This is a genomic window from Methanococcoides mangrovi (assembly GCF_052057775.1).
Classification (GTDB): Archaea; Halobacteriota; Methanosarcinia; order Methanosarcinales; family Methanosarcinaceae; genus Methanococcoides.
Window position 1 is genome coordinate 918,147 of sequence record NZ_CP195121.1, and the last position, 20,019, is coordinate 938,165.

General features: G+C 45.6%; 17 protein-coding genes and 2 pseudogenes. 14 read left to right on the top strand and 5 right to left on the bottom strand.

The window, feature by feature from the left end; translation table 11 throughout:
* Positions 1 to 920 precede the first annotated feature (920 nt).
* The 11 genes and pseudogenes from mttB (at position 921) to ACR3I3_RS04745 (ending at position 11,211) form a co-directional block, all read left to right on the top strand.
* Positions 921 to 2,315: pseudogene (gene mttB / locus ACR3I3_RS04695) on the top strand ([trimethylamine--corrinoid protein] Co-methyltransferase).
* Between the two features lie 41 nt (positions 2,316 to 2,356).
* A complete protein-coding gene (locus ACR3I3_RS04700) occupies positions 2,357 to 3,007 on the top strand; it encodes a corrinoid protein (RefSeq protein ID WP_440953407.1) in 651 nt (216 codons plus the stop codon).
* 128 nt (positions 3,008 to 3,135) lie between these two features.
* Positions 3,136 to 4,191, top strand: coding sequence for a DMT family transporter (locus ACR3I3_RS04705; protein WP_440953408.1), 1,056 nt, complete (start codon positions 3,136 to 3,138; stop codon positions 4,189 to 4,191).
* A 5-nt stretch (positions 4,192 to 4,196) separates the two neighbouring features.
* Positions 4,197 to 4,493: a hypothetical protein gene (locus ACR3I3_RS04710; protein WP_440953409.1), complete on the top strand. Its 297-nt coding sequence runs from the start codon at positions 4,197 to 4,199 to the stop codon at positions 4,491 to 4,493.
* 12 nt (positions 4,494 to 4,505) lie between these two features.
* A complete protein-coding gene (locus ACR3I3_RS04715; RefSeq protein ID WP_440953410.1) occupies positions 4,506 to 4,664 on the top strand; it encodes a hypothetical protein in 159 nt (52 codons plus the stop codon).
* A gap of 124 nt (positions 4,665 to 4,788) precedes the next feature.
* Positions 4,789 to 5,457: a dimethylamine corrinoid protein MtbC gene (gene mtbC / locus ACR3I3_RS04720; RefSeq protein ID WP_440953411.1), complete on the top strand. Its 669-nt coding sequence runs from the start codon at positions 4,789 to 4,791 to the stop codon at positions 5,455 to 5,457.
* 75 nt (positions 5,458 to 5,532) lie between these two features.
* Positions 5,533 to 6,888, top strand: a pseudogene (gene mtbB / locus ACR3I3_RS04725) ([dimethylamine--corrinoid protein] Co-methyltransferase).
* Between the two features lie 216 nt (positions 6,889 to 7,104).
* Positions 7,105 to 8,937, top strand: coding sequence for a cation:proton antiporter domain-containing protein (locus ACR3I3_RS04730; protein ID WP_440953412.1), 1,833 nt, complete (start codon positions 7,105 to 7,107; stop codon positions 8,935 to 8,937).
* Positions 8,938 to 9,041: 104 nt separating this feature from the next.
* Entirely contained in the window at positions 9,042 to 10,304 is a 1,263-nt protein-coding gene (locus ACR3I3_RS04735; protein ID WP_440953413.1) for a replication protein A, read from the top strand.
* Positions 10,305 to 10,871: an RPA family protein gene (locus ACR3I3_RS04740; RefSeq protein WP_440953414.1), complete on the top strand. Its 567-nt coding sequence runs from the start codon at positions 10,305 to 10,307 to the stop codon at positions 10,869 to 10,871.
* A 103-nt stretch (positions 10,872 to 10,974) separates the two neighbouring features.
* Positions 10,975 to 11,211, top strand: coding sequence for a hypothetical protein (locus ACR3I3_RS04745; RefSeq protein WP_440953415.1), 237 nt, complete (start codon positions 10,975 to 10,977; stop codon positions 11,209 to 11,211).
* 22 nt (positions 11,212 to 11,233) lie between these two features.
* On the opposite strand, the gene ACR3I3_RS04750 is transcribed toward ACR3I3_RS04745, so the two are convergent.
* Genes ACR3I3_RS04750 through ACR3I3_RS04760 form a run of 3 tightly spaced genes read right to left on the bottom strand, consistent with a single transcriptional unit; the run spans position 11,234 to position 13,098 of the window.
* The gene (locus ACR3I3_RS04750) at positions 11,234 to 11,764 is read right to left on the bottom strand and encodes a metallophosphoesterase (protein ID WP_440953416.1); all 531 of its coding nucleotides are present in this window, start codon (positions 11,762 to 11,764) and stop codon (positions 11,234 to 11,236) included.
* A 39-nt stretch (positions 11,765 to 11,803) separates the two neighbouring features.
* Positions 11,804 to 12,592 (bottom strand): DUF7839 domain-containing protein, encoded by a 789-nt coding sequence (locus tag ACR3I3_RS04755; RefSeq protein WP_440953417.1) that lies wholly within the window; start codon positions 12,590 to 12,592, stop codon positions 11,804 to 11,806.
* Positions 12,589 to 13,098 carry an ArsR family transcriptional regulator gene (locus ACR3I3_RS04760; RefSeq protein WP_440953418.1) on the bottom strand — a complete coding sequence of 170 codons (510 nt, stop codon included), beginning with the start codon at positions 13,096 to 13,098 and terminating at the stop codon, positions 12,589 to 12,591. The genes ACR3I3_RS04755 and ACR3I3_RS04760 overlap by 4 nt, the downstream gene beginning before the upstream one ends.
* A 235-nt stretch (positions 13,099 to 13,333) precedes the next feature.
* Here ACR3I3_RS04760 and ACR3I3_RS04765 point away from each other — a divergent pair, with 235 nt between their 5' ends.
* Positions 13,334 to 13,942: a hypothetical protein gene (locus ACR3I3_RS04765; RefSeq protein ID WP_440953419.1), complete on the top strand. Its 609-nt coding sequence runs from the start codon at positions 13,334 to 13,336 to the stop codon at positions 13,940 to 13,942.
* A gap of 61 nt (positions 13,943 to 14,003) precedes the next feature.
* Here the strand turns inward: ACR3I3_RS04765 and leuS are convergent, their stop codons facing one another.
* Positions 14,004 to 16,886: a leucine--tRNA ligase gene (leuS, locus tag ACR3I3_RS04770; protein WP_440953420.1), complete on the bottom strand. Its 2,883-nt coding sequence runs from the start codon at positions 16,884 to 16,886 to the stop codon at positions 14,004 to 14,006.
* Positions 16,887 to 16,912: 26 nt separating this feature from the next.
* Positions 16,913 to 18,121, bottom strand: a complete 1,209-nt coding sequence (thrC, locus tag ACR3I3_RS04775) for a threonine synthase (protein WP_440953421.1) — start codon at positions 18,119 to 18,121, stop codon at positions 16,913 to 16,915.
* Between the two features lie 206 nt (positions 18,122 to 18,327).
* Between thrC and cgi121 the strand changes: the two genes are divergently transcribed.
* Together cgi121 and glpX are read left to right on the top strand one after the other, a co-directional pair.
* On the top strand, positions 18,328 to 18,837 hold the full coding sequence (gene cgi121 / locus ACR3I3_RS04780) for a KEOPS complex subunit Cgi121 (RefSeq protein WP_440953422.1): 510 nt from the start codon (positions 18,328 to 18,330) through the stop codon (positions 18,835 to 18,837).
* Between the two features lie 89 nt (positions 18,838 to 18,926).
* A complete protein-coding gene (glpX, locus tag ACR3I3_RS04785) occupies positions 18,927 to 20,015 on the top strand; it encodes a class II fructose-bisphosphatase (RefSeq protein ID WP_440953423.1) in 1,089 nt (362 codons plus the stop codon).
* Positions 20,016 to 20,019 lie beyond the last annotated feature (4 nt).

Sequence of the window (20,019 nt, forward strand, 5' to 3'; positions counted from 1 at the left end):
ATTTGATTCCGGCCGCCCCAGTCAGGGCGGCATTTCTTTTTGTTATTTAAACTTATTGTTACACAAAAGTCTTTTTTTGTTTAATCTCTGTCTTTTTGAAAAAACGTATTATGGTAACCCCTACTCCTGTAATTTTATAATTCTGTCAATTGACACATGTGTATATTTGAATTTTAGGAGCAACTTTTCTTGTGTTATTTTGTTGATATTTCGCATATCTGCTAATCTAATGTCGCATGATAGTGTTTTTTGCTGACATTTGCTTCATGGCATTTCGAGGATTTGATGGTCAAATCTTCTTGATTTATCAGAGTTCCAAAAAAAAAATGGGGCTGCATGATGCAATTTTTGTCCTCATCAGGACATTCTATTTGATATATTTTTTGTTGGCTTGACCAGCAAATATATATACGCGTGTTGAAAACAGGGTATTATCAATTAAATCGAATGTGTGCATAACAGCATGCTATGATTAGCTTGAAATCATTCTGGTGGTATGGGTTCCTTGTGGACATGTGCCTAAGGTATGATCGGGCTTTCTCATTATGTTGTAATGTACCATGTGAAATGCTTAATGGGTATTTGCATTTGCTCCTGTACGGGGCTTGCACTTTTGTGCGGCTTGCAGTTCCTGCTCATTCGTATTTCATATCGATGCAATTAATTGGCATTTCCAAAATGCATCTGTTTGCCTGAAGGTCAATTTGCTTTCAAGTTCCCTCCGGATGTATGGGTGTGCCAGAATTGTGGTCTGTAGCATTCAGGATGAATGGTTCGGGCCTTACTAAAAAAAGACAAATAAAGGAGTTGTAAAGAAAATGGCATATAGCGAAACTTTTTACCCAGCTAGATTCCCACTTCAGGGTGTCCAGTTAGAATTGTTCTCCCAAGATGACATGAGGGCAATCCACTACGCTTCAATGGAAGTATTCCAGAACCCTGGTATCCAGGTATCTGACGCAGAAGCAAGGGCAATCTTCAAGGAAGCTGGCTGTGAAGTCGACGAGGCAACCCAGGTCGTAAAGATCCCAGAGTTTGTTGTAAACAGGGCACTTATGGACGCACCATCAAAGTTCTACCTGTACGGCCGTGACAAGAAGAACACCGTCGACATGGAGCACAAGGGTAAGGTCCACTGGATTCCTTTCGGTACCGGTGTCAAGATGTGCAACTACGTCGCACCAGGCAAATACGAGACCGTCGACTCTGTTGAGCAGGACATTGCAGACACCGCAAAGGTCTGTGACTACCTCGATGGTTTCAGCTACTTCGCACTTACCGTTTCCGCAAGGGACTGGGCAGGCAAGGGTATGCAGGATGTCCACGAGACACTCACACCTCTCGCAAACACAACAAAACACTTCCACCACATCGACCCTGTCGGTGAGAACGTCGAGTACTACAAGGCAATTGTCGACGCATACTATGGTGGCGACTCCGAGGAAGCTCGCAAGAAGCCAATCTTCTCCATGCTTCTCTGCCCAACCAGCCCACTCGAGCTCGGTTCCAATGCATGTCAGGTCATCATCAAGGGTGCCCGCTTCGGTATGCCATTGAACGTCCTCAGTATGGCAATGTCCGGTGGATCCTCCCCAGTATTCAGGGCAGGTACACTCGTTACACACAACGCTGAGATCCTTGCAGGTATCGTACTTGCACAGCTCGTCACACCAGGGGCATCAGTATTCTACGGTAGCTCAACCACAACCTTCGACCTGAGAAAGGGTACAGCTCCAGTAGGTGCACCAGAACTCGGTCTTATCAGTGCTGCAGTCGGTAAGATGGGTCAGTTCTACGGCCTTCCAACCTACGTTGCAGGTACCTAGGCAGATGCTAAAGTCCCAGACGGACAGGCAGGTCACGAGAAGACAATGACCACACTTCTTCCAGCATTCGCAGGATGTAACACCCTCTATGGTGGTGGAATGCTTGAGCTCGGTATGACCTTCTCCCAGGAGCAGTTCATCATCGATAACGACATCATCAAGATGACAAAGTCCGCAATGCGCGGTATCCCAGTCACAGACGAGACACTCGGTGTAGCATCCATCCAGAAGGTAGGAATCGGTAACAACTTCCTTGCACACAAGGAAACCAGGAACAACATCGGTATTGTATCCGCACCAGACATCTTCGACAGGGACATGTTCGGAGACTGGGAAGCAGCAGGTTCCAAGGACATCGCAACCGTTGCACACGAGAAGTACCTCGACATCATGAAGAACCACGAGGTAAAGGCAATCGACGCTGACCTCCTCAAGGACATGCAGGCAGTAGTTGACAAGGCAGATGCTGCTTTCAGAGCCAGCATGTAAATTGGCCAAAAATAATTTACAAAAATAAAGGAGTTTTAAAAATGGTTACACAGGATGAAATTAATGCAAGAGCAAAAGCTGCAGTCATGGATTTCGATGACGAAGCAGTAGAAGAAATATGTGAAGAAGCAATCGACGCAGGTGTTGACGTAGTATCCCTTATTCAGGACGGTCTCACCGCTGGTATGAACGAAGTCGGTGACCAGTTCGAGCAGGGTACCCTTTTCCTTCCACACGTCATCGCAGCATCCGAAGCAATGAGCGCTGGTGTTGCAGTACTCACCCCTGTCCTTGAGGCACAGGGTGGTAAGACAGAGAGCAAGGGCAAGATCGCAATCGGTACAATCGAGGGTGACATCCACACAATCGGTAAGGACATCGTTGCAACAATGCTCAAGATCGCAGGTTTCCAGGTCATTGACCTCGGTAGGGACGTAGCAATCGCAGATTACGTCGCTGCAGTCAAGGAACACCAGCCAATTGTTGTCGGTTCTTCCGCACTCATGACCACCACAATGGTCCTTCAGATGCAGATCGAAGAGCAGCTCAAGGAAGCAGGTCTCCGTGACTCTGTAAAGACAATGGTCGGTGGCGCACCAGTTACCCAGGACTGGGCAGACAAGATCGGTGCAGATCTCTACGCTGAGAACGCAACTGATGCAGTCGTAAAGTGCAAGGCACTTGTTGCATAAATTCGCTTGGAGTGACAGTGGAGTGTTCTCAAGAACACTCTGCTGTTCTTCTTTAAGTTGATTGGAGTCGTATAGATATTACTTGTGTCAATTATTATCATTATAAAAGAGTTGGAGGAGGAGTCTAATTGGACATAAGAGAGTTAAAGAAACTAGAAAATAAAAGAAAAATGAACAAGGGTTATATGTGGGCCCTTTTCTGTGCAATCCTTTGGGGTATTTGGTATATTCCAGGTACAATTATCTGGGCAGTACCACCATTCGATGCAATGTGGATTAACATTGCTGACCCATCTGGTATGGAATTGTACGACAATGCAACCGCTGCAACACTTGTTGTCGCTGTCCTTATCTCCGCATTCAATGCGCTAACTGTTATTGTTGCATTACTTATTTGGAACGGTGTGCTTGGTAAGTTCGGTGAGATGAAGAGGACACTGAAAGAGTTCCACCCATGCAGTAAGTGGTTCTTCCTTGCATCAATCTTCGGTGGACCTATGGCTATCCTTGGTTCATTCATCGCTATTGGCTTTATCGGAGCAGGATTCGCAGCAGTCGCAGCTTTGATGTATCCTGTAATTGGTTCTATCCTTGCAAGACAGTGGTATGGTGAGCAGATCTCCAAGAGGGCATGGATGGGTATCCTTGTCATCATTGTCGGTGGTCTTACCATCTTCGTCGGTGGGGCGATCGCTGAGATCACCTCTGGTAGCATCAACTACATTGGATACGTTGGTGGTCTGATGGCCGCACTCGGATGGGGTATTGAAGGTGCAATCGCTGGTAAAGGTCTCGACATCGCTGAGCCTGATGTTGGTATCACTCTCAGGTTCCTTGGTGAGAACCTTATCTGGTGGGTCATTATTGTACCTGCAGTCGCACTTGCTGGCTATCCAATCTTCGAGTACGCAATCGCTGCATTCAACCCACTGTCAATCATGATCCTCGGATTCGCAGGTATCACATTCGGTTACTGTTACGTTTGCTGGTACAAGTCCTTCCCACTTATCGGTGTAGGACGTGGACAGGGTATTGGTAACCTCTACGGTCTTTGTGCTGTGATCTTCATGTACCTGTTCCTTGCACAGGTTCCAGCATGGACTGTACTTGTCGGTGGTGCACTTTGTGTCCTCGGTAGTTTTATAATGATCTCAGAAGAAGCATCAGAGGAGTCCTTGAGGTGATATAAATGGCTGGACTAAGACCAATAAAATTCAGGTTACTTGAACTGTTCTCTGACGAGAAGGAGCACTGGAACAACGAGATCGTTGTGCAGGTTCAGAAAGAGTACAACATGAACAGCAATTTCGGCAGGGATTCGATCAACTTCGATATCCTCGAGCTTGTTTCCGGTGGTATGCTCAAGTCTGTGGAATCAAAAGTGGATGAGGAAGGTGTATACAAGAAAGGTTTCCTCTTGCACAAGTATGTGATCACTGACTTCGGAAAGGTCCGTGCATCAGATGCATGCCTGGAGTACGTTTAAGGAGGTAATAGTATGGGAGTAATGAATGACTACATGGTAGGTTACTACGGTGAAGGTTTTGACATGTCCACAGCCCTCTTCCCGGCAGCAGAATACACCTGGATGGTTGCGATCATTATTATTGCACTGATCGCTTTGTGGCAGGCAAGGACATTTGTGTCCCAATTCTAAAGACACAAAACACAAAATATATATACGTAGTTGGACTTTTGGGTAAGCACCGGGAACAGTTGCCGGGTACACCCGCCAACTACATTTCCATTTTCTATAAGATCCCTTCCGGGGTCATCATAGAATGATTTTCAAAGGAGGTTGTAAAACGACAAACGAAGAATTATTCAAAACACTATCCGATGCGGTAGTAAGTTGCAAGAAGGATGAAGTAATAGCTGCAGTAGAGAAGGCAAAGGGCCAGGCTCCAGCAGTAGAACTTATCGACAACGGTCTTGCAGCAGGTATGAACGAAGTCGGTGTACTCTTCGAGAGAGGAAAACTTTTCCTTCCACACGTCATGATGGCAGCTGACGCAATGACTGCTGGCGTAGAGTTACTCCAGGACGAACTTGCAGCTGGCGAAGGCGCAGGCAAGAAGCTCGGTGTAATCGTCAACGGTACCGTCGAGGGTGACGTACACGACATCGGTAAGGCAATCGTCTCAACAATGCTCCAGGCAGCAGGTTTCGAAGTCCACGATATCGGAAGGGATGTCCCACTCCAGAACTTCATCGACAAGATCAAGGAAACCAACGCTGACATGGTCGGTCTCTCCGCACTTATGACAACCACACTCCAGGGCCAGAAAGAAGTTATCGAGCTCCTCAAGGAGAACGGTATGAGAGACAACGTCAAGGTCATGGTCGGTGGTGCTCCAGCAACAGATGCATGGGCAAAGAAGATCGGTGCAGACTGCTATGCAGAAAATGCAAGTGAAGCAGTCGTAAAAGCAAAAGAGCTTCTCTTATAAGTTCATCTAATAATTTAAGGTGTAAACATGGCAACAGAATATTTCCTTAGAATGGGTGACGGCGCAAAGATCTTCATGACCAAGGAAGACATCATGGCCGACATCGAAGCAGGTTGTGCAGATGCAGCAGACCTTGGTGACATTCCAGCACTTTCCGAAGATGAAATGGACAAGATGCTCGAGATCATCATCAATCCTAACAGGATCGTTGGTGTAGAGCCAGGCATGGAAGTTCCTGTAACACACGACATCGGTGCAATCAGGATCGATGGTGACCAGGGTAACAGCGGTGTAGGTATTCCTGCAAGCAGACTTGTCGGTTCCATGATGCACGAGCGTGCATTCGGTGCAGACACAATGGAACTCGGTCACATCGACTACAGTTTCAAGCCAGTCAAGCCAGTTATCGCACAGGAACAGCAGACAATGGAAGTCTGCCAGCAGAACATGATCATCCCTATGCTCTACGGTGCAATGCCAAACATGGGTCTTTACTACACTCCTGATGGTCCATTCGAGAACCCAGGCGACCTCATGAAGGCTTTCAAGATCTCCGAAGCACAGGAATCCATCCAGAAAGCTGGTGACCACGGTATCCGTGACATGGTCTGGATCATGCAGAGACTTATGCACGTCGGCTGTGACGGTGTCAACTTCGATACCATCGGTGCAGCTGGTGACGGTGACGCATACGCATCATTCAACGCAATCGAAGCACTGAGGAAGGAATTCCCAGGCATGTACATCAACGCTGGTATGGCAGGAGAACTCGTTCTCGGTATGCACGGTCAGCTCGAGTACGACGGTACAGTACTTGCAGGTCTCTGGCCACACCAGCAGGCACCACTTGCAGCAAAGGCAGGTGCAAACACCTTCGGTCCAGTATGTAACACAAACACAAGCAAGACCTCCGCATGGAACCTTGGTCGTGCAGTTACATTCATGAAGGCAGCTGTTGAGGCATCTCCAATACCATGTCACGTCGATATGGGTATGGGTGTCGGTGGTATCCCAATGCTTGAGACCCCACCAATAGATGCAGTAACCAGGGCAAGCAAGGCAATGGTCGAGATCGCAGGCGTCGACGGTATATAGATCGGTGTCGGTGACCCACTCGGTATGCCAATTGCACACATCATGGCTTCCGGTATGACCGGTATGAGAGCAGCTGGTGACCTTGTTGCAAGGATGCAGTTCAGCAAGAGCATGAGGATCGGAGAAGCAAAGGATTACGTTTCAAAGAAACTCGGTGTAGAGAATGCTGACCTTTCAGACGAGTACGTCATGAGGGAAGTCAGGGAAGAGCTCGACATCGGTGTAATCACCTCTGTACCAGGCTGTGCAAAGGGTATTGCAGCTAAGATGAACATCGAGAAGCTCCTCGGCATTGACATCAACTGCTGTGAGAAGTTCAGGGAAACCATCGCATAAATTCAATAAGTGGACTGGGGATTCCCCGGTCTGCATTTCTTCTTTTTGATACTTCTAATATTATTATATCACTTTATGTTATTCATTTCTGGTCGATGGGCTTATTTCGCGACCATTTTAGCTTTTAATTTTGAAAAACAATTTATATTTTAATTGCGTTATTTACTCAATGTTATCTGGTATGCCTATAAATGACATGCCTTCCGGAGATTGATCGTGGAATCCATATATTTGTTGCAGATTGCACTTGCCGTGCTGATAATGAGTCTGGTGGCCCAGAGTCTGAGCAAATTTTTCAAGATGCCAGTTCTTATCTTCCTGCTTGTTGAAGGTATCATTATAGGTCCTGAAGGTCTCGGTATACTGGATCCGACACTTCTTGGTGAAGGGCTGACCGCTATTGTTTCACTATGTGTGGCGATCATTGTTTTCGACGGTGGCCTCCATATTGACATAAAATCCATAAGGTCTATCCAGCAGGGTGTGCTCAATCTCATCACTGTGGGTGTTATAATTACGTTTATCTGTGCAACATTGCTGACACATTTGATAGTCGGTCTCCCACTGGAAATATCTGCTGCTTTTGGTGCGCTGGTTACTGCAACAGGTCCTACAGTTATAACTCCTGTTGTAAGGCAGGTACGCGTGAATCACAGGGTCAGCAAAACTCTCGAACTGGAGGGTGTGCTTAATGATGCTGTATGCGTAATTCTGGCAGCGCTTGTCTTCGAGGTGATCATTTCCCAGCTGTCAGGACTGGAAGCTGTGGGCTTTTTGCTTTACAGGGCAATGGTAGGTCTAATAATGGGTGCGATTGGTGGTATTTTGCTTACCCGTTTCCTCTCAAGTTCTGTCATATCGGAGCAGACGGTCCGGTTTGTGACATTGACCTCTGTTATCGCGATCTTTGTAGTTGCTGAGTCACTGGGTGCAGAATCAGGAATTCTGGCAGTAGCTCTTTTTGGTATTATCGTCGGGTCATCGAATGTTCCTTACAAGGCAGCGCTCAAGGAGTTCAAATCAGATCTTGTGGTAATGATGCTTTCTTTGATATTCATTCTGCTGGCTGCAATGTTAAAGTTCGAGGATATCTTTAGGATTGGAGCTCTTGGCATACTTGTCGTATTGATGTTGATATTCTTTGTCAGGCCACTTTCAGTGTTCGTAAGTACTGCAAGGACAACTTTCAGAACGAAAGAAAAGTTATTCATTTCATTTGTCGGGCCAAGAGGTGTTGTTCCTGCTTCAATTGCAACTTATTTTGCAATTAAGTTAAATAATATGGGTATATCAGGTGGGCAGGAACTTGTTGGCCTTGTCTTCCTTACTGTGATCATAACCGTTTTCATGACAGGTTTCCTGTCAAAATATGTGGCTAGATTTTTAGGAGTGATTCCTTTGGAAATTCTTATAGTAGGTGGAGGAGAGGTCGGAAAGATCCTCTCTGAAAGGTTTGAAAAGAGAGGTGAGAATGTTGTTGTCATTGAATCCTCTGAAGAGAATTGCCAGCGTTTGATGAAATCCGGGATCCGTGTGATCCATGGGGATGCCGAAGATGTCAATGTGCTTAAGAAAGCGGGCATAGATAATGCAAAATATGTTATTGCAAGTACTGACCAGGACAACACTAATCTTCTGGTTTGCCAGATAGCCAAGACCAAGTTTGGCTTCAAGGAAGACCAGATCATTGCCAGGGTAAATAATATGGAGAACCTTCATGCCTTCTGGGATCTTGAAATACGTGCAATGAGTCCTGCTATGAGCACTGCTCTTTTCCTTGACAATATGGTGGGAAGGCCTCATATGTTCTCAATGTGTGAAGTGGGTGAAGGTGGCGATATCCTTGAAGTAAAGGTAACAAACCCGGATGTCAATGGCAAGGCCATCAAAGAACTATCGCTTCCGGAGGACAGCCTTTTACTTATGGTCAGAAGGGGTGATGAGTCTTTCATTGCAAACGGAAACCTTGTTCTAAAGTTTGATGATATGGTTACCGTTATAGGCGAAGGAGATGCTGCAAAGATCGTTGCAGACCTGTTAGGAAGATGAGCTTGGTGAATACTTTCACCTAGCATACTTTACTTTTATATATTCTTGAGTGTATCTTTAATTGCCTCTCAATCAGATACAAACAAGAGGCTTGAGGAATTTATATGGATAAAACAGCAGAGAATATCAAGAACAGGTTCCTGGAACTTGGTGTGGACATACCTATTGAGGACATTACTGAAAGGCTCGACAAACTTGTCACAAAGTTCAAGGTTCCTCTGGATGAGGCTCGTAGAAGTGTCATTGCATATTTCTTAAAGGAATATAATATTGAAAGGAATGACTTTTTTGCAGGTTCAGGTCCAACCCCCCTTTTCAAGATCAATGAGGTCAATGAGGGTGGAAAATGGGTGAATATAAGGGGAAAGGTCGTGCAGCTCTGGGATAACTCTCATGAGTCAGTATCCCAGGTGGGTCTTGTAGGTGATGATACAGGTACGATCAAATTCATAAAATGGGCACGTGATGGTACTCCTGATATTGAAGAGGGTAAAAGCTACCAGTTCAACAATGTTGTTATCAATGAGTGGAATGGAAGGTTTGAGCTAACCCTTAATAAGAACACTGTCATTGAAGAGATCTCTGAGGATATTAATGTTGTTTCCAATGTCTTTTCCTCTCCTGGTGAAGGCCAGCCTGCGCCAATGGTAAATGTTTCTGATATTAACGAAGATGGGAAATGGCTCTCCCTGAAGGTAAAGGTCTCCCAGCTCTGGGACAATGCCCATGAATCCATATCTCAGGTAGGTCTTATAGGAGATGGGACAGGCACTATCAAATTTATAAAATGGACCAGTGCTGATCTACCTGACTTTGAAGAAGGGCATAGCTATCTTTTAAGCAATGTAGTTGCACAGGAATGGAACGATCGTTTTGAGGTTACACTTAACAAGAATAGTATTGTAGAGGAGCTTGATGAGGATATTGAGCTTGGCTCCTCTTCTGTTACTTTCAATGGTGTGATGGTAGATATTCAGTCCGGTTCAGGCCTTATAAAGCGCTGTCCTGAATGCAACAGGGCACTGACCAAGGGAGCATGCATGGAGCATGGTAAAGTGGATGGTGTCTATGACCTGCGTATCAAGGCAGTACTTGATGATGGAAACATTTCTCAGGAAGCACTCCTTAAAAGGCAGTTTGCAGAACAGGTCTCCAACATAACTCTTGAAGAAGCAATTTCCATGGCAGCAGATGCTCTTGATCAGGGTGTTGTCCTTGATCAGATGAAACTGAACCTTCTGGGAAAATATTATACTGTCACTGGTTCCAAGATGGATCGCAATATCCTTGTTGATTCTATTGAAGAGCAGGCGGAACTGAGTCCGGAAACGATCGATGAGCTTATTTCAGAGGCGGAGGTGTTGTAAATGGCCGGATATGTAAGGGAAGTTTCACGTCGCATTTTTGCACAGGAGTTCAGGGAATCCAGTCTGACATTCAAGGACGGGGATGATCAATACTCTCCCCAGTATCTTCTGACACCTACCGGTGCAAAGGTCAATCGCCTTTTCATAGTGGGAACACTTATCGAAAAAGAGGATATTGGTACTGATTCAGAATACTGGAGAGGTCGTGTTTCAGATCCTACCGGTTCTTTCATGATATATGCCGGACAGTATCAGCCGGAAGCAGCACAGTTCCTTTCAGAATGTGATACTCCTGCCTTTGTTGCTATCGTGGGAAAACCAAGTACCTACAAAACAGCCGAAGGTACTGTCCTGACATCTGTCAGGCCGGAGTCCATCTCTTTGGTGGACGGTACAACACGTGATCTGTGGGTTGCTGATACTGCAAGGAGAACCCTTGAACGTATCAGAGAGCTCGATAGCATGGATCCGAATGTGATTAAAGCAAAGGAACACTACAATACGGATGTTTCTCATTATTCCTCAATGGTAAAAGAAGCATTGAAGTCATTGAAGGAAAATATCTAATTGGGGCTTCTGGTCTCTGTTACTGCACATTATATGTGCAGTAGCCTTTTTTTAACCACAAATCTGATAAGTTCATTTATCATTCTTATTATTTGGTGATAACATGAAGACATATCTATTGATATGGTTCAGCAGTGAAGGTGCCAGTCCTTCAGAAGTAAATAAAAGATTATTGTCAATGGGTTTCAGACCCATGCAGGGGGCATACGATTATGTCTATGACTGGGATAGCAGTGTAGACCTTGACGACATTCTGGGATTTGGTGACAAGGTACAGTTGAGTCTTCGTGACACTGGTACTATGTTCAAGATCGAGACGATCAATGGTTCGGATGCATGATCTGGCATCCTTCCATCTAATTTCAGTTCTCGTCCTTAAGTTTACGGGAAAAATCAATAAATCCGCATGAATGTCCTTCTACTTCTATTACCTTCGCAGAGATATTGCCATTCTCAACATTAATTTCCACCAGGCAAGGGTCGGACAGGCGGGGGCTTGTAGGTGATCCCGGACATATAAGTATTACATCGCTCTGTTCAATAAGAGGTCTGTGGATGTGGCCGAATATAAGGACGTCCACTTCCATCTCTAGTGCAAGATACCGTAAAGGGGTTGTATCCATTATCGATAGTGCTCCCTCATGGACAAGCCCGAATCTTATACCATCAACTTCAAAAATGAGTTTTTCAGGCAATAGTCTCTTCAGTTCACTATCATCAGAGTTGCCGTGTACTGCTTTGAGCTTACCAGTGGAGTTAAAGGCCTGGTAGCATTCCATTGTTGTAAAATCGCCTGCATGGACTATCATATCACAGTCATCAATGATGTTCTTGAACGTTGGGGGAATAATATCCGCTTTGAGGTGTGTATCAGAAACAGCAATTATCTTCATATTGAATACCTTACTTCACCTGAAATAATGTGTGTCAGTTCATTGCAGGGTTAGGTCAACCAGTTCGTATTCCAGGTTCTCCATTTCCAGCCTGCTCATGATCTGTGGCACCTCTTCATCAATGGCAAGTACAAGAGACGACAATCCATGGAAAGCTGCTTCTACTACGGATTCTTTTGCACCATACATTACATCAGGTATTATATCGATCTTTTTCAAAGCAACAAGTGACTCGACACCGATGGCGGCGATGTATGATTTTGAGCTTGCAAGTTTCTGCAGTCTTTCGAGGTCGACATTACGTGAACCGCCGCGTTCACTGCGAGGAACTTTGCAGACCGTAATACTGGCGTTCTCAAGATCGATCATTCCTAAAAGGTTAGTGACGCCCACATCATCTCCTTTCTCAGCTGCTGATATGGTGATCCCTGTAGCACCGGTCTCAGTTGTTTTGCTCACGTAAAGTAAGCCGCTTCTCATCTGAAGATATACATTTTCCCCCTTTTCGATATCTTCATCTGCGATAGCTGTCCATGTGGAAACATGGCTGATGATGTCACTCATGACAAAATTAGCATAACGTTTCATGTCAGCTGCATTTTCAAGCACCCATTCGACACCCTTTTTTGTAATTCGATATCGAACTCTCCCATCGGAATATATGAAGCCCTCTGCCGTTAGTTCCTTAATATATTCGGAAACTGCCTGTGGTGTCACGCCGATCTTTTCAGCGATCTCTTTCTGGCGTACATTTGGCTGGTGTGCAGCAACTTCTGTCAGTATCTGAAACTTGGTGATGCCGCTCTTGCTTTGAAGAATGTCTATCATTCATTTTCCTCACTTATCTTGAGTCTCTGTCCCATTACAGTGAGTTTTGGTGACCTTCTTGCCAGAGCACGTACATATATCGGACTCTTGTTCATTGCACGCGTCAGGCTGCTCATAGAATGATTGCCCTTTTCGACAAGATCTTCCAGTTCTTCGATAAGATCTTTTATCTCTTCATAAGGATGGAACGTAAGCATTATGATATCGCTGAGATCTTCAAAAGAACACTGGAAGTTAGCTTGTACTTTAGAATATGATGAATGATACTCTTTTTCAGGTTTTTTACCAGGTTCCGGCATGGCCCACTGACTTTCGAGCAAACCACACTCTTTTAATATAGTGATACTTTCGGAAGTATCACAACCCATTTTATCTTCGAGTTGTCCTTTTGTCATCCATTCAACTAAAAGAAGATCGAATACCTGTTTATGTTGTGCTGACTGAAATGTTTGAAGAAGGGGAACTAGTTCTGAGGGATCATTTATAATTCGAGTCCTTTTAGGCATTATCAATACCTCGTATTAGGGTAAGTATGTGGGGGTCAAATGTTCATTAAAGTAAAGTCAAGCTCTACAGTTCTTTGTGCTAGGATACATATACAACTCTAAGTAAATAAATGTGTTGTGGCAAGGTCATTTCTGAACTTATTTTTTGCTATTTGATGACATAGTTTATGATAATTCATTACTTAAATTGACCGATACATTTATCCAATTTTGTTATCAATATTGGTTAGTTATTATGGCCGAAGACCTCTACACAAAGATATGCAGAATACTTGAAAAGAAGCAATTGTCCATCAGTGGTATCAGCAGGGAGCTGAAAGCACAGGGTTTTGATGAACATCGCCTCATTCTGACAGGTTATCTTCGTGCTCTGAGGGATATGAACAAGCTCAATGAAGTGGAGATCCCTCCCTCAAAGATATATGTCTGTGTGGAAGGCTCCGAAACACTGGACAATGATCTTTATTCCATTCTGTCAAAACATATCCATACGCTTGATCCAGACACCCGTTTTCCGTTAGCTGTCTGTATCCTGTCTTCTATCTTTGAAAGACCTGTTTTCAGGGAAGAACTGAAGATAATGGGGATAAATGAGTCGCATATGAGGAATCATCGCCGTTCTCTGGTAACTGTGAGGGAGGTGGCAGGAAAGGACATACGTGATCTTCGAAGGTCGATAACAAGGATCAATATTCCTGACCACGACCCTGGCTATGAGTTTGATCAGGATTCTGTAACCGAAAAAGCTACTTCCCTGGAAAATTCAGTTCTTATTGCATTGACAAAGGAAATGTCCGATCTGAGTGGTCTTGTACCTAAGACCAAACAGGTAACTCTTATATGAGTGCTCTTTTTCTATAAAAAGTCTAAAAAAGTAAAGTTGGTGAAGGGATGTCCCGTTCACCTTATTCCAGGTAGATCGCAGGCCTTAATGGATAAGCAAACTTTGCCTTGTTCTCTGGATCATATTCTGCATTGTCGGCAGAATATATATCTACAGGACATCCGATCTCCTTCTCAAAGAAGTCAGTGTTCTCCTCAAGGGCGACCTTTTCATCAAGCTCAATGCTTGTGAGTGTGTTGAATGATTCCTCGCTCATGGAAGTTATATCTGCAACAAGTTTCTGTGCAAATTTAGGCACTTCCTTTCCATAGCGCTTCATTTCCGGATTACTCATGAGTTCCTTTATCAGCATACCTGGTTGAAGTTTTCCTTCCTTCTGCATCTCAAGTGCTTTCTTGAAGGCCGTTGTCTTCCATTCAGGTGCTGTATAAAGGATTGCTCTTTGTGGGGTTATCTTTGTTACCCTCATGATCTCGTCAACATCTGCAATTGTGCTGCTGATAAGTTCTTCAGTGAACTCGGCACGGCTGTCAACAAGTGTTTCATCATATGCAGGGTAAGCTGCGAGGGAGACCATTCCTTCCTTGCCCATTGCTTCCCATATCTCTTCAGAGACGTGAGGAGTGAATGGTGCCATCAGGCGTATCCATGTTTCAAGCACATCATAGAGAAGCACACTTCCGCCACGTTTCTGGTACCATTTGATATCATTGAGCAACAGGAAGAACGAGTTCTGCAATGCATGTCTTGTCCTGATAGTGGCAAGGGCTTCGTTTGTCTCAAGGATGCGCTGCTGGAGTCTGCTCAGCATCCATCTGTCGATGCCTTTCATATCATTGCCGATACCTGAAGTTGCACCGGATTCGATGATGTCCCTTGCAAGTTTGTAATACCTGTCGATCTGCTTCCTTGCAGATTCGATTCCGCTGTTCTTCCAGTCTGCATCCTGCATCTGTTCAGCACTGGAAAGGATGTACATCCTTGAAATATCTGCACCGTAGGTTCCTACTGCTTCACTGAGAGTTAGCAATGGTCCCTTGGACTTGCTCATCTTCTTTCCTTCCAGTGAAACAAAACCGTTGATGGCTATAGCACGTGGCCATTTATCCTCATCGAAGATCGCAACGTGGTGGAACAGGAAGAACAGGAGGTGGTTTGGAATCAGGTCCTTTCCTGAAGATCTCAGGTCAACAGGATACCAGTATTCGAAATCATTGCGGATCTGGTCAAGGGTCTCTGCGCTGACACCACTTGCTGCTTCAGAATCCTGTGCAGTTCCCTTTCCAAGAAGCACATAGTCGAACAGTTCAGGGACGAGCTGTTCCGTTTCGATACCTGCTGCAATGAACTTTGCAACCACATAGTATGACATGTAGATAGTGGAGTCCCCAAGGGATTCGATAAGCCACTGCTTGTCGAATGGCAGAAGTGTTCCAAGACCCTTCTTCCTGGCACAAGCCTTGTCCTTGAGCCAGTCTACCTTGTTGTTGAACTCGATCCTCAGGTCCTCAGGAATGATGTCCATGTTCTCGATGCAGCGGTAGACCTTGTCCTTCCACTCCGGGCTGGAATAATTAAGGAACCACTGTCCCTTGACCATGTTGACAACACATGGGGTTCCACAGCGGCAGACAACAGGTTCACTGAACTCATAGAACACTTCCCCGAGTCCCTGTTCGATGAGGTCCCTTGTAAGTACATCCTTGATCTTTGAGACCGCCATTCCTGCATACTTGCCGGTGTTCTCCTTGAGGATACCACCATGGAACTCACGGCGATAGACGATCTTTGTTGCCTCTTCCGCCTTAGGGTCCTTCTGGTCCTTTACATTGAACTGCTCAACAGCCTCCAGGGCAGGGAACTCTCCGAAATCGGGGACCTCTATAAGTGAGATGAACTTGAGGTTGCGAAGATCCTCTGTAATTCCATATTCGCTCAGGTCCCTGTCATAGAGGTCGCGTACAGCGAGATAATCGTAAGGTGCATGTGAGGGAACGCTCATGACAATACCGCTTCCGTTCTCACCTTTTACGAAGGATGCCGGAAGGGTGATGACCTCTGCCCCTGTCAGCGGGTTCTTCACCTTGATGCCGATAAGTGACCTTGCATCGACATCCTCGATGAACTCGACCTTCCTGTCAGTGAATGTGAGCTTATGGTATGCTTCCTTGCTGACAACCCAGAACTCTTCCCTGCCTTCGAACGTCACCTTGATCTTCACATGTTCCAGGTCAGGATTGATCCAGAGGTTTGTCACACCGAATGTTGTCTCCGGCCTGAGGGTCGCACATGGCAGTACAATGTCATCGTACTTGAACTTGATAAGGGTATAATCGACGATCGTTGCCTCTTCACCGTGCAGGATGTCGTGGTCTTCCACAGGGTTGTTGTCATTAGGACACCACTTCACAGGGTGGGAACCCTTGACGATAAGCCCTTTGTCGTGAAGGAGGTTGAACTGCCATTCTATGAATTTCTTGTAGGTTGGATCGGTGGTGGTGAACTTGCGTCTCCAGTCAATGGAATATCCTATGGAACGCATGGCCTTCTCGGCTTCCACGCTGAAATATTCCACGATCTTCTCCGGAGTATCAAGCCCTTCCAATATATCCTTTGGAATGCCGTGGAACTCTGAATAGACCTTCATTGTCTGTGGGTCCCTGTTCTGGATAAGTTCAGCAAGTCCTACGATTGGTGTTCCTGTTACGTGGAATCCCATCGGGTAGAGGACATTGTATCCGAGCATCCTCCTGTACCTGGCAACAACATCACCGATGGTGAATGTTCTGGTATGTCCTGCATGGAGGTTCCCGTTGAGGTATGGGTATGGAATTGTTATGAAGAACTTCTCCCTATCGTCAGGTTCAGCTTCGAATACCCTGCTCTCATTCCATTTTTGCTGCCATTTCTGTTCGATATCATGTGAACTATAATCTTGTTGCATGAATTACACCGTTCCAACATTTTTTGTTATCTGGAGAAAACCGCCTTGCGGACCGCTTCAATATTAGCATCCACTGTGATTGGTTTTGTTGATATGGTTATAACTTCTTCAGGATCCTTCAGCAGGTGTCCTGTTGTAATGCAGACTACCGTCTCATCACGGTCGATAATGCCGGAATCTACGAGTTTTTTAAGTCCTGCGACGGAAGTTGCGCTTGCAGGTTCCACGCCTATGCCTTCAAGTTGCGCAAGGTCCTTTTGTGCTTCTATCAGCTCTTCATCAGATACTGCTTCTGAGTATCCGCCTGATTCATAGATCGCCCTTAAGGCCTTCTTCGCATTGACAGGATTGCCGATACGTATCGCTGTTGCGATGGTCTCCGGGTTCTTTTCAGGAACAATATCCTCAACGCCTTTTTTAAATGCTTTTGTTACAGGGCATGCTCCTTCGGTCTGTATTCCGGTCATTTTCGGGACGCTTTCAGTGATACCAAGTTCCCTGAACTCCTTGAAGCCTTTGTAGATGGCAGCAGTATTTCCTGCATTGCCAACAGGTACAATTACCCTGTCAGGAACATTGAGGCCAAGCTGGTCACAGATCTCATGGCCAATGGTCTTCTGTCCCTCAAGGCGATATGGATTGATCGAGTTTAGCAGGTAGATCTTCTCTTCGTCACAAAGCTGACGTACAAGAACAACCGCCTCGTCAAAATTTCCCCTGATGCTCAGGACCTTTGCACCATGTATCAGGGCCTGTGCTACCTTTCCGAGAGCTACTTTTCCTTCCGGAAGAAGCACGATCACAGGCAGACCTGCCTTTGCACCGTAGGTGGAAAGGGATGCGGATGTGTTCCCAGTAGATGCACAGGCCAATGTTTTCATTCCTACTTCTATTGCTTTTGTGACGCCTACCGTCATTCCACGATCTTTGAACGAACCGCTTGGATTCAGTCCTTCGTGCTTGACATAAAGTTCTCGGATGCCGATCTTCTCAGCAAGGCGATCGCAGCGGTATAGTGGGGTGCCACCTTCATGAATGCTTACAGGCTTTCCTTCAACAGGCAATAATGCCTTGTATTTCCAGACAGATGGAGCTTCATTCCGGAGCTTTTCCATGTCCATCTCAATGGCAGAATAATCATAGATGACGTCGAGCAGCCCGCCACATTTGCAGGTATATACGACTTCTGAAGCTGTATACTTTTGACCGCATTCTATGCATTCCAGATGGTACATCACAGGTCTCCTCAAAATAATAGTATCAATGGTCTGGTTTATTCTGTCTGGTTATATTATCTAACCATAGTGTCTGATTACAATGTGTTAATAAATGACAACCTAAATAAAAGAAGCGGAAAAAACGTTCAACCTCAATAAAGTCACCTTCATTATCCTGTCCCGACCGTTATACTTATTGAATGAAAATTGTATCCTCTATACCTATGGATATCCGCTTAGTAGAAGGTTCAATTATCATCGATGAACTGCGATCTTACCTTGGAAGACTTTCCACAATGGCATCGGATCATGATGTCATTATACAGGGGATCAATGCGGACAAGATCGCAGGCTGGGAACATGTGGAAAGTGCTATCAGAAAGGCCATGCGTTCAATGGAGAACGGTACGAATGTTGCCAATGACCTTGGTGTTGAGATCATGCGCTATGCTTCAGGAAAAAGGCAGATCGGGGAAGCTTTCTCCATTGGTCTGGAGGAAGGAAAGATGAACTTGTTGTTCATTGTGATAGGAGAGGCTTCCTCAGTGGAGAATGCAGTGAAAGATCTTTCTGGATCAATTGAACCTTCTTCGGTAATGGCTTATTCCGACATGAAAAAAGGTACCATTGTTTCACAGTTCTGTATAACGGATGAGGAACTTGGTGCCGTAGGGGATGAAAAGATACCGGACCTTGTACTGGAAAGGGTTGCCCTGGTTGATGTCCTAAAATAAGTTCACCCCGGTGAGATAATGGAACCGGTGGAAAATATTAATAGTTTTGGAACATTAGTCAGCTACATACATTTATCGGAGATGATATTTTGCCTCACCCAAAGACAGCAGAGAACATGATGAAAAGTGCAGGGCCTATTGAAAGTGCTCTGTTGCCAAGCCTCATTCACGTAACAGAGGCTGCAGCTATCGCCGCTTCCTACCAGATGGGTAGGGGAGACAAGAACTATGCAGATCACGTTTCTGTGGAAGCCATGCGAAGAATGCTGAACTGTCTTGATATCAAAGGAACTATCAAGATCGGTGAGGGAGAGCGTGATGAAGCCCCTATGCTGTACATCGGTGAGGAAGTTGGTACCGGCAAAGGTAACATTGAAGTCGATATTGCTGTGGACCCTCTTGAGGGAACGAATCTAACTGCAGATGGTATTCCCGGTTCTATCTCTGTCATGGCAATGGCAGAACCGGGAGGACTGTTCCACGGTCCTGATGTCTACATGGACAAGATTGTCGTGGGTTCCCAGGTCGTAAAGTACGAGAAAGAGCACCCTGATGAACAGATCGATCTTGATGCTCCTGTCAAAAAGAACCTTGAGATCGTTGCAAAGGCACTTAACAGGGACATCGAGGAACTTGTTGTGGTCATCCTTGACAGGGAACGCCACAAGAAGAAGATCGAAGAGATCCGTGCAGCCGGTGCCCGTGTAAGTCTTGTCAGTGATGGTGATCTCATGCCAGGCGTATCCACTGCTATCAGGGGTTCAGGCGTGCACGTCGTAATGGGTTCAGGCGGATCCGGTGAGGCTGTGCTGACGGCGTCAGCCATCAAGATCCTTGGAGGAAAGGTCCTTGCAAGACTTGTGCTTCCATCCGTTGCCAACGGGAAGTCCGATGAAGAGATCGCAGCGGAGAAGGCGGAGAAGATGCCAAGGCTTGAGACCATGGGTATCACCGAAGATAACATCAATGATGTGCTCGACACCGAGAAGCTCGTTCCCGGAAAGGATGTCATCTTTGCAGCATCCGGTATCACACCGGGTCAGTTCCTGCATCAGGTCAACCTCTTCGGTGGCGGTGACGCAAGGGTGAACAGCATCTCCATGGGTAGCTCCGGTGTTGTCAAGTTCACCGACTCCATCTACATAGGAGATAAAGAGGATACTCCTCTTCGCCTGTAATATT